Raw genomic sequence first — 9,861 nt, 5'->3', positions numbered from 1 at the left:
GATCATCAATGCCAGGCGGCGTGACGAGCTGCGGGCCGAGGGCCTGGCACTGGCTTGAACGGCACGCTTCAAGACAGTTGCTGAATTAAGCCGCGCCGCGAAGCGGTGTCGGCTTGAATGAATTGTTAGGGCCCAGCGCCGCGAGTCGTGAACCCCGCTGGAGCATGGATTCTTTCCTCGCCGTACAGCGAAACGTAAATTTTCACCGGTGGCGAATCACCTATGACAACGTCATACACGTCAAGAAAGCCAACTTTCAAGCCCTTAGCAACGAACCTCTCGTCGGCCAAGGTGAAACCGCAGCAGCTTCCGACTCGCTCAAAGTGTGTAGGTTCTCCGCCAAGGCCTAGCAACGACGCGAAGTACTGTCCGGACCAGCTATGTCCAGCGCCCTCTAGAAAGCCACCGATCTGGACGGGCTTTGTCTTGGTGTAGCCGTACCCCTGGTCCTGTGTTGGAACAAGCCAACTCAGATATTTCTCGTCAGCGCTAGAACCGTTGGGCGATCCCTTCCCATCAGCGGACTGCGTACGAGCCTCGATGACTGGTGGATCAGAAGCGTCGACATGCCGGGCCAATCCTCCAAGCAGGAAGAAGACGATGGCGCTGGCTACAAGTACGCGGATGATTTTCATGGGCCCTAACGCCTGAATTAAGCCGACCCGCAACGGATCGGTTGTGAGCCGAGACTACAACAGAAACTTTTGGCTTGGACGAAACCAAGATGCGGGTTCGGCTTGAATGAATTGTTAGGGGGCGACCGCATGGTGTACCTCTAGAGAATCTCGCAAAGCTCTGAACGCTCTAACTGCACGATTGGACTCTCTTACCGAATATCGCTGGTACTCACGCTCTCCGACCAAGAACAGATGTTCGTTCATTCGCGTGTCCCAGAGCCAATCCAGTTCGCCTTTTATCTCTTGAGTTATAGCGCCTATCTCTACCAGCTTTGTTGTCCTAGGCTTGTAACCCGCATTGGCACCAACTTGACCACGAAGATAGTGCTTCGTGGTGCTCTCCGCTACACCGCCCATTACGCAAATTATTTGCTTTGCAAGCATCTCTTTTGCAGTGCCAACGACGTGCATCCGGTTGAGAGCCCAGCGAAGAACATCCGACAAGATTAGTGTGTATGCGATGTTAGATTGAAGGGTGTGGTCATCAAGAAATGCAACCCGTCCACGGAAGTGGCTGGCAGTTCTAATGAACCCGTAAGGAAAGCGAATTTTTCCTTCATCTGCGTTTCTCTCGCCCAAGTAATTCTGCATCTCTTGAACGAGCGCGGAGACTTCTTCGGCCGCTTCGCGCAGTTGATCATCGTTTGCGATAGCCATTCAAAGCCCCCTAACGCCCGAGTTAAGCCGAACTGCGTAGTGGAGGCAAAGGCATGGCAATCTTTTTCTGCCATGCCTTTGCCGTAACGAAGCGGTTTCGGCTTGAACGAACTGTTAGGCCTCAGTGCATGGTGGCTGGTCGCCCATAGCCAGCGCCCGGATTTTGACCGCTTTTTCAAAGTGATCAAGCTTGTTCTCAAGTATCCACCACTTGGCAGCATCCATTAGTGCGGTGGGGTCATCATTCTTGTTTGAGAAAAAGGCGTAGAAAGACAGGCCAACGTTGGGCCCTTTTGCGACGATCTTGCTATCGCAGACTTGGATAATCTTAGCTCTCAAAGCATGGTTCATGCTGTTATGACAGGTCCTGTGGTTTGGATGCGGGCCGCACAAAATTTTGGATGAGGCCTAACGCCAGAATTAAGCCGCGCCGCGAAGCGGTGTCGGCTTGAATGAATTGTTAGGCTGCGGCCCCGCGAAAAGTTGGTCCGCTGCCAGTAGACGAAACTGGGCTTGCTGTTCGGGCGAGAGTACGCGGAAGGGTATGGGCATGGCGCCACTCTCGAGCTCAATAAGAAAGCCACGGCTGTAAGTGTGGACTGCCTTCACCCTGGACCAACCAACAGAGCCTGGACCGCCCTTGGTGCGTCTACTCACACCCGTAGCGTCGATAGTGAAGTCGCATCGGCCGACACGAGACGATTTGTACACGAACCCGATTGTTGCAACACACTGGAGCGTGATGCGCGCCAAATGCCGTCTTACTCCGCTCAGCGTGCTCAAGGCATCATCTGTATCGAAGGCGTGCTCCGTTACGAAATGCAGATACTCTCCGAGTCGATAGCGAACTGAGAACTCGATGCGCGACAGGGTATCCATAGCAGCCTAACACCTGAATTTAGCCGTGCCGCGAAGCGGCATCGGCTTGAATGAATTGTTAGACCTCACTCTCTGGGTCTCCCCGGTGGGTGTAGATCTCCTCACGGATCTCTGCCACTACTGAATCCTCCCTGAGATCAAACTCCAAGTACCCGCAATGCTCCGAGAACACGGCCGCAATGTTCTGCTCTGTACGAATCAAGGCAAATGCGAGCTCGATGCGAGTAGTCATGCCGCCAGGGTCCCTAATCTCGACGGATGAGCTTGCGCCAAAGTCCAAGGCTCCAAGGCCCTTGCCTAAGATCACGTCTACGGGTCGGCCAAGCTTGGTCGAAAGCTCTGGCGCCCAGTCCGCAATCGTTTCTCGCCAAGGCCGGATAGGTCTCATGAGGTCTAACGCCAGAATTAAGCCGAACCGCGAAGCGGTTTCGGCTTGAATGAATTGTTAGGCGCCACCCGGCGCCCGCTCCCATGATGCCACGGGCCCAGGTTGCGAATGAAACAGCGGGTGGCACGTTGGAGTGAGCACGCCGCTCCATTGGGCAAGCACGGCTGGGCTGCGCACCGACAGCTTGCTTTGCAAATGCAGCCACTCACACGCAATTTGGCCCGAACTGACAAGGATTGGTTGAACAGTCCGGACTGGGCCGATCTTGGAGCGGTCGAAAGCGTAGCCGCGATGAGTTGCCTCGGCATGGACAGCGGCCAGATACGAGTTTATGGCCGAGCGCGGATGTGGGTGCGCTTTGAAACGCTCCAACTGAGGATGGCGGGTGTAGCCGCGCGTCTGGCCGCGAAGCACTGCCTTGGCCAGTAATGCCTCACGCCAAAGTGCAACGAGCCCTTGCGGGTCTAGATATTTTGGGTGCAGTGACCAGAGACGCATGCAGTGGCGCCTAACGCCTTAATTAAGCCGCGCCGCGAAGCGGCGTCGGCTTGAATGAATTGTTAGGGCTCGCTTGCAGCTCGATGGCCATAGCTGAGCGCCCGGGTGATTTCCCATTTGCCATTTTGCTCGCGCCAGATCATGGTGAAGTCAGCGATGCCCTCGCACGCACCGCTTGAGAACTGGCAGAAGCGGTGCGAGCCCTGCGCAATTGCGCCGAATCCCTTGATCGGATAGACCTTTAGGGAGTTCGCTACGAGCTCGCGGCGGAAGTTGCCGCAAACATGCTTGCGAGTACCCGCGATCATATCCTCACGGGTCCAGGTGACGCCGCCGTTGTCGTGGTAGAACTCAACGTCCACCGCGAAGTAGCTCGCGTGCTTTTCGAGCTGCCCAGGTTCAGAGCAGTGGTTGAATGTATTGAACACCGCCGTGTCCAATGCGGCCACAGTGTTGTAAAGGCTTTCTGGCTCAGACGCCGTCGCAGCGTTGGCTCCAAAGATGGAGGTGGCTGCGGAAAGTGCGGCAACTAGAACAACGTCCGTAGTTGTCATCAGAGACTCCATAAAGTGGGGTGCGAGCCCTAACGCCTGAATTAAGCCGACCCGCGAAGCGGGTTCGGCTTGAATGAATTGTTAGCTGCCTTAGGCGCAGTTGGCTGAAGCGAGTACGTGCATTTGGGCCCCAGCGTCAAAGTCACCGTGTGCGGCACAAAAGCGCCATGGGATGAGACTACCGTGAGTTCTAGCACTGGCGCAGTTCCGTCGGCCCATGAGGTGGCCTGGAGGACATAGTCAGAAGTCCTATTGAGCTCCGCAACGGGTGCGGTGCATGTGGGGCGGTTTGATGCGTCCCTTTCAGGAAGTTCCTGCACAAAGAAGTCATTCCAGCAGTGCTCCGGCGAGCAGACCTGAAACACAAGGATCCGGTGATCGCGAGAGCTCTCCACCGAAAGAAGGTCCGCAGGAACGGCACGCGCACGACTATCCCCTGCGAGTGCAGGAGTAGCAACCAGCAAGAGCAAGAATGCGAGTATTTTCATGCAGCTAACGCCTGAGTTAATCCGAACCGCGTAGTGGAACCAAAGGCATGGCAAGCTTTTCCTGCCATGCCTTTGGTGTAACGAAGCGGTTTCGGCTTGAACGAATTGTTAGGCCGCGTGCCTGCGACCAAGAACCGACGATAGCACCCGCGCCGGCAGCCAGAGAATGGCTCCGACCACCGCGTAGAGCAGAGAGTTGAGAAGGCTTGCCAGCAGCATGTACTGAGCCGAGCACCAAGTAAGCCAGCCTTGGCAGGCCTCCGCAGCCATAATAATGATTGAGGGAGGGAACAGGACCACGAACCACGCCTCAAGGTGCTGATGCCACGACCCAGGTGAGACGGAAAAGATTGCTAGAAGAACCGCAGCCGCGGCGAGGCCAGCGACAGCCCAGCGAACCATCCATTTCAGTAGCGACACTGTTGCCATAGCGGCCTAACGCTCAAGTTAAGCCGAATTGCAGCGCGTAGCTGGCAACATGGCAAGCTCTTTCTGCCATGTTGACGGCGTAGCGATGCAATTTCGGCTTGAACGCATTGTTAGGCAGCTCCCGACGCGCTGGGGTTTGCCTGGATAGAGGCGAGATCAGGCAGCGGCGCTGGATGGTCTGAGTAGCTGTAGACCTCAAGGCCAGCGAGTGCGCCATTAGCCGCCCAGACAAGGAGTCCCAGATCCTCTCCATTTGGAGCAGTGGCGGCGGCATCAGCGACGATGTGCGGAACTACGCCGGACGGTAGGGCGAGGAAGTCCACGGATGCACAGCCGCAACCGCAGACGTCCACGACACGTAGCGAGTGGATGGTTGCGGTGAGCTCCAAAGCCTCAGGGTGAACACCCGCGACAGCGAGCGCGCGTTCGACGACAGCCGCTTCCTGGTCAGAGATCGCTCTTGGAGCTGGTGATGCGCGTGACATGCTGCCTAACACCTGAATTAAGCCGCGTTGCGAAGCAACGTCGGCTTGAATGAATTGTTAGGCCGCGCGCCTGCGACCAAGAACCGACGATAGCACCCGCGCCGGCAGCCAGAGAATGGCTCCGATCAACGCGTAGAGCAGAGAGTTGAGAAGGCTTGCCAGCAGCATGTACTGAGCAGAGCACCAAGTAAGCCAGCCTTGGCAGGCCTCCGCAGCCATAAGAATGATTGAGGCAGGGAACAGGACCACGAGCCACGCCTCAAGGTGCTGATGCCACGACCCAGGTGAGACGGAAAAGATTGCTAGAAGAACCGCAGCCGCGGCGAGGCCAGCAACAGCCCAGAAAACCATCCATTTCAGTAGCGACACTGTTGCCATAGCGGCCTAACGCCAGAGTTAAGCCGAGACGCGTAGTGGAGCGAAACACATGGCAAGCTTTATCTGCCATGTGTTTTGCGTAACGAAGCGGCTTCGGCTTGAACGACTTGTTAGGCCGCCGCACGCCGAACTTGCGCCCGACCCCACGACAGCCCAACCCCTGAGCCGAACAGTACAACAAGTCTGGCCGAGCGGCCTGAGGCTGGCGCTTGCCGGGACCGAAGCCAGAACCATCGACTCGCGCAGCCAAGAACTCTCACAGCGTCCTGTCCGAAGCCGAATCGGCCGGTCGAATCTCGCGGCGAGTCGCGCCAGTCCGAAGCCGAGGTGCTGCTGGGCCGACTGCCGATGCCTGCATCGCGCGTGCGAGGTGCAAACGCTGCGGATAAGCGATGCGCTACAGACTGCCTGGAACCCGGTAACAACAGTGCGGGAAACAAGGCCTAACGCCTGAATTAAGCCGACCCGCGAAGCGGGTTCGGCTTGAATGAATTGTTAGGCGCCTGGCCGATCATCTGCCCGTTTGACAGCAGCGAGTACTGACTGGCCATGCGCAAGAATGAGAACAACGGCAACCACGCTGAGTAAGGCAAATACTATCGCCACGCAGAGTGACACGTGCCACAGAAGTGATGTAAAGCTCACGGTGAGTGAAACCAGGCCGATCACCGCGAGAATCGCAGCTACGCCGATGCTACGAGCCTTGCGGAAGTGGCTGTATGAGACAGGACCGTAAAGAAGATAGGGCTGTACGTATTGCCACACGACGATCCAAACCGGTATGCCGAGTGCGGCGGCGTAGAAGGAAATGCGAAGCGGGACGCTGGAGAGGCCAACCTGCAGTAGCACCAGAACTATGGCGGCTGAAAAGCTGCCGCCGCCGATTGCTGCGCTGCGCATCTGACCAAGATAGTTCTCAGAAATGCCGCGTGTCACAGGCTCCATAGCTTGCTCAAAGTTTTGGCTCACCGGAACGCCTCCCCTGGCGCCTAACGCCCGAATTAAGCCGACCCGCGAAGCGGGTTCGGCTTGAATGAATTGTTAGGGCGCACTTTCCAGCCGCTCCATCTCCTTTGGCGTGAGGTACTTGAGCCGCTCCAGCGTTTGTCCGTTGAGTAGATTGAGCGATGGTCCATAGTCATAGCCAAACGCCCCGGATAATCCCTTGATGCGCATGATCTCGTACGAGCCGCAGTCATACATAACGCTGCCTCCGTCAGAAAGGCCATATGCCGCAGGGCAATCAGGACGTTTGCCCTGAACAATCAGCTGATAATTCTTCCAAGCGGAAGTGACAATTTCCTTGTCCCTCTCATCAAGGCTCGCTAGGTCAATACCAAAGTTTTCAGCGGTGTCAGATATCGGCACAACCGTGGGCGGCAGCTTGTACACATTAGCCTTGTCTCGGACCCCTGGGTAATCCACCAGCGCGGGTTCGGCGTCAGCAGTGGGCAGTTCTGACGCCTCCGGAATTTGAAGTGGCGCAGCTTTCTGACAAGCGCTCAGTAGAAGGATAGATGCCATCAGGGTGAGAGGATGTTTCATGAGTGCGCCCTAACGCCTGAATTAAGCCGCGCCGCGAAGCGGTGTCGGCTTGAATGAATTGTTAGGCCCCGGCTTGATGGAACCGGCCAGAAGGACCAAGCCTAGTAGTCCGACCAGCGGCATAAGTGTAGCCATGTAGATATGCCAGGGAAGGGCAAACGAAGCCGCAAAGGCGGCGCCTGAGCCAAGTGCAAGGAAAGCCAGCCCCAAGGACTTGAGCCAGCGTGATACGTGGAAGAAGCGTGGCCCGAATCCGAGGCGAGCACCCGCACCGGTGAGCCCGGCAAGTCCACAGAGGCCCAACGCCATAAGAATTGGCTCCCTGAGACCAAATGCAGCAGCAATAACGGACAGTGGCCCAAGTAGAGCGCATGCAACGACTAGGGTGGCTGTCAGAGCGCCCCGAGCAAGTTTGTGATCTACAAAGCTGGCGAGTTTGCTCAACATGGGGCCTAACGCCTGAATTAAGCCGCGCCGCGAAGCGGCGTCGGCTTGAATGAATTGTTAGCGCGCACCGAGCGACCTGAGCGTGCCATGTGTAGCCATGGAAACAACCGCAATGAGACAAGCGTAGACCACAACAACGGCCACGAGGAACTCCCAGAACAGAACGCGGCGGAACCGCCAACTTGCTACGAGAAGCATCCACGACCTTCGTAGAGGTGATGAGTGGATCCGCTTAAGGCGCTTTACTGTCCTCCGCGCCCATTCTGAGCCGCTAAAGGCATTGTCCAAGAACTTCCACGTGTTTGCGGCGGCAGCGAGAATGACGATTGCGAGCAAAGTAACAACTAGGAGCCAGTAGCCAGCGTTAGTCCAATCAGAGAATGGCCTTTCAATACGCGAAAGACCGACGATTCCAGCCGATAGCAGAAGAGCCTGCGGAGTCAGGTTCCGCAGAAACTCGAGAAATGCGTCTCTACCAGCCCCAACGATATGCATATGCGCGCTAACGCCTGAATTAAGCCGCGCCGCGAAGCGGCGTCGGCTTGAATGAATTGTTAGCCTTCATCTTCATCATTGCATGGGTCGGCTGACAATCGCTTGTAGTAGGCGTTCTGGCGCGTGCGCGGAGAAGTAAAGCTCAAGCGCCCATCCACATTGCTATGGAAGATCATCGCGATCGGCCCCTTATCTGGAACATCAAGAGCTACGAATAGATTTCCACGATAGACGTGATATGGAAAGCTCTCCATGAGATCGCACTCAATGCCATGCATCACATACCGCCCTTCTGCGGTGAACTCCATGGTGTCCCTTGGAGTGCCGTCCTCGTCGTAATCGAGTTCCCAGAACCCCACGAACTGCGTATCCAAGCTTTCGTTAGCACGTGCGATGGAAGGAACAATTGCAAGGATGCAGAGGGCCGCGGCGGCCGCAACTTTGAGTGCGTGCATAAGTCCCCTTTGAAGGCTAACACCAGAATTAAGCCGTGCCGCGAAGCGGCATCGGCTTGAATGAATTGTTAGGCGCCGCCCGCAGCACCCTGTTCTTGGCCAACCCAAAGACGATTCCCATCCGGGTCTTCCAAGCGAAACTCCATCATGCCGTAGAACGTGGCGTCTAGGTCGGGGACGCTCAACCCGTTCTCGCGCGTTTGTCGGTGGAACTCCGCGACGTCCTCTGGGTAGAGATAAAGGACGGAGATCCTTGGGATGCCGGCGTGCAGGTTGATCGATTGGTCGAGCATGAGTTCGCAGCTGCCGCAGCGCAGCTTGGCCCAGCCCCAATCGTCGTTCCTGGATTCAACGACAAACCCAAGCTTTTCGTAGAAGACGACACTCTCCGGCATGCTCTTGACCGGTTGCATTGGAATCAGACGGGAAAGGCTCATGTGACCTCCACGTGGCGCCTAACGCCTAAGTTAAGCCGAATTGCAGCGCGTAGCCGACAACATGGCAAGCTTTATCGGCCATGTTGTTGGCGTAGCGATGCAATTTCGGCTTGAACGCACTGTTAGGCCGCATTGCGAACTGCCACCCACATGCAGATACAAAACAAGGCCAATGAAATTAGGAGATAAGCGTAGACAGCCGGAAACTCTCGAATACCTGGCACCTTATCCGTGAGTTTTGCGGCATAAGTAGGCCTAACCGGGTTTGCCTTATAGATCCGGTTGGCAAGCCAATAGCTGCAGCCACCTCCGATAAACGGAACAACGACAAATAGCCATATTGGGAAAGCCTTAACCGGGAGTAGCAATACTAGGCTGAAGGTGTTCAGCCCTTGCAGGGTGGCGAATCCAGTTGTCGCGCCATAGCGATCCAGCCCCGCCGTTGTCATACGGTAGTACCACTGTCGATATGATAAGGCGAGAAATTTATAGATGTGCATGCAGGTAAGAGTGTGGCTGCGGCCTAACACCAGAGTTAAGCCGTGCTACAGCGGGGCGTGAAGCACATGGCAAGCTGTATCTGCCATGTGGTTTGCGCCCCGATGTGGCATCGGCTTGAACGACTCGTTAGGCCGCCGCTGCCTGGCACTTGCGCCCGACTCGCGACAGCCCAACCCCTGAGCCGAACAGTACAACAAGTCTTGCCGAGCAGCTCGGGGCTGGCGCCTGTTGAGCTCGCAGCGGGAAGGTCCGGATCGCGTGGCCCAGAGCTGTCACCGCGCCCTGTCCGAAGTCGACCCGGCAGGTCGAATCTTGCGAAGAGTCGCGCCTGTCCGAAGCCGGGGTGCTGAAGGGCTGACCGCCGATGCCGTCACCGCGCGTGCCAGATGCAAACGCCGCGGATGAGCGAGATGCACAAGCCGCCTGGAGCCTGACAACGACAGTGCGGGGAACAAGGCCTAACACCAGAGTTAAGCCGTGCCGCGAAGCGGCATCGGCTTGAACGACTCGTTAGGCCGCCGCTCCCTGGCACCTGCGCCCGACGTGCG

Annotated in this window: 10 protein-coding genes; all 10 read right to left on the bottom strand. The window is 56.8% G+C overall.

Annotated features, from left to right (window positions below; genetic code table 11):
* Positions 1-125 precede the first annotated feature (125 nt).
* On the bottom strand, positions 126-635 hold the full coding sequence (locus tag ACW7GZ_RS14555; protein ID WP_457009941.1) for a hypothetical protein: 510 nt from the start codon (positions 633-635) through the stop codon (positions 126-128).
* A 114-nt stretch (positions 636-749) separates the two neighbouring features.
* Positions 750-1,334 (bottom strand): hypothetical protein, encoded by a 585-nt coding sequence (locus ACW7GZ_RS14550; protein WP_457009939.1) that lies wholly within the window; start codon positions 1,332-1,334, stop codon positions 750-752.
* Between the two features lie 114 nt (positions 1,335-1,448).
* Positions 1,449-1,685 (bottom strand): DUF6500 family protein, encoded by a 237-nt coding sequence (locus ACW7GZ_RS14545; RefSeq protein ID WP_457009937.1) that lies wholly within the window; start codon positions 1,683-1,685, stop codon positions 1,449-1,451.
* Positions 1,686-1,754: 69 nt separating this feature from the next.
* Positions 1,755-2,213 (bottom strand): YcxB family protein, encoded by a 459-nt coding sequence (locus ACW7GZ_RS14540; protein ID WP_457009936.1) that lies wholly within the window; start codon positions 2,211-2,213, stop codon positions 1,755-1,757.
* 445 nt (positions 2,214-2,658) lie between these two features.
* Complete coding sequence (locus tag ACW7GZ_RS14535; RefSeq protein WP_457009934.1) at positions 2,659-3,099, bottom strand: pyrimidine dimer DNA glycosylase/endonuclease V; 441 nt, start codon at positions 3,097-3,099, stop codon at positions 2,659-2,661.
* Between the two features lie 62 nt (positions 3,100-3,161).
* On the bottom strand, positions 3,162-3,653 hold the full coding sequence (locus ACW7GZ_RS14530; RefSeq protein ID WP_457009932.1) for a nuclear transport factor 2 family protein: 492 nt from the start codon (positions 3,651-3,653) through the stop codon (positions 3,162-3,164).
* Between the two features lie 2,275 nt (positions 3,654-5,928).
* The gene (locus ACW7GZ_RS14525; RefSeq protein WP_457009930.1) at positions 5,929-6,402 is read right to left on the bottom strand and encodes a hypothetical protein; all 474 of its coding nucleotides are present in this window, start codon (positions 6,400-6,402) and stop codon (positions 5,929-5,931) included.
* Positions 6,403-6,474: 72 nt separating this feature from the next.
* Positions 6,475-6,978: a hypothetical protein gene (locus ACW7GZ_RS14520; protein ID WP_457009928.1), complete on the bottom strand. Its 504-nt coding sequence runs from the start codon at positions 6,976-6,978 to the stop codon at positions 6,475-6,477.
* A 1,001-nt stretch (positions 6,979-7,979) separates the two neighbouring features.
* Positions 7,980-8,375: a hypothetical protein gene (locus ACW7GZ_RS14515; RefSeq protein WP_457005743.1), complete on the bottom strand. Its 396-nt coding sequence runs from the start codon at positions 8,373-8,375 to the stop codon at positions 7,980-7,982.
* Positions 8,376-8,443: 68 nt separating this feature from the next.
* Positions 8,444-8,812, bottom strand: a complete 369-nt coding sequence (locus ACW7GZ_RS14510; protein ID WP_457005761.1) for a VOC family protein — start codon at positions 8,810-8,812, stop codon at positions 8,444-8,446.
* Positions 8,813-9,861 lie beyond the last annotated feature (1,049 nt).

The sequence above is a fragment of the Luteimonas sp. A537 genome, assembly GCF_054052065.1.
The sequence above is the reverse complement of the archived record's forward strand: the minus strand, read 5'-3'. Positions and strand labels throughout refer to the sequence as shown.

Bases quoted from the DNA above. Each gene is read 5' to 3' on its own strand.
- ACW7GZ_RS14555 (WP_457009941.1), bottom strand. From the start codon at position 635: ATGAAAATCATCCGCGTACTTGTAGCCAGCGCCATCGTCTTCTTCCTG.
- ACW7GZ_RS14550 (WP_457009939.1), bottom strand. From the start codon at position 1,334: ATGGCTATCGCAAACGATGATCAACTGCGCGAAGCGGCCGAAGAAGTC.
- ACW7GZ_RS14545 (WP_457009937.1), bottom strand. From the start codon at position 1,685: ATGAACCATGCTTTGAGAGCTAAGATTATCCAAGTCTGCGATAGCAAG.
- ACW7GZ_RS14540 (WP_457009936.1), bottom strand. From the start codon at position 2,213: ATGGATACCCTGTCGCGCATCGAGTTCTCAGTTCGCTATCGACTCGGA.
- ACW7GZ_RS14535 (WP_457009934.1), bottom strand. From the start codon at position 3,099: ATGCGTCTCTGGTCACTGCACCCAAAATATCTAGACCCGCAAGGGCTC.
- ACW7GZ_RS14530 (WP_457009932.1), bottom strand. From the start codon at position 3,653: ATGACAACTACGGACGTTGTTCTAGTTGCCGCACTTTCCGCAGCCACC.
- ACW7GZ_RS14520 (WP_457009928.1), bottom strand. From the start codon at position 6,978: ATGAAACATCCTCTCACCCTGATGGCATCTATCCTTCTACTGAGCGCT.
- ACW7GZ_RS14515 (WP_457005743.1), bottom strand. From the start codon at position 8,375: ATGCACGCACTCAAAGTTGCGGCCGCCGCGGCCCTCTGCATCCTTGCA.
- ACW7GZ_RS14510 (WP_457005761.1), bottom strand. From the start codon at position 8,812: ATGAGCCTTTCCCGTCTGATTCCAATGCAACCGGTCAAGAGCATGCCG.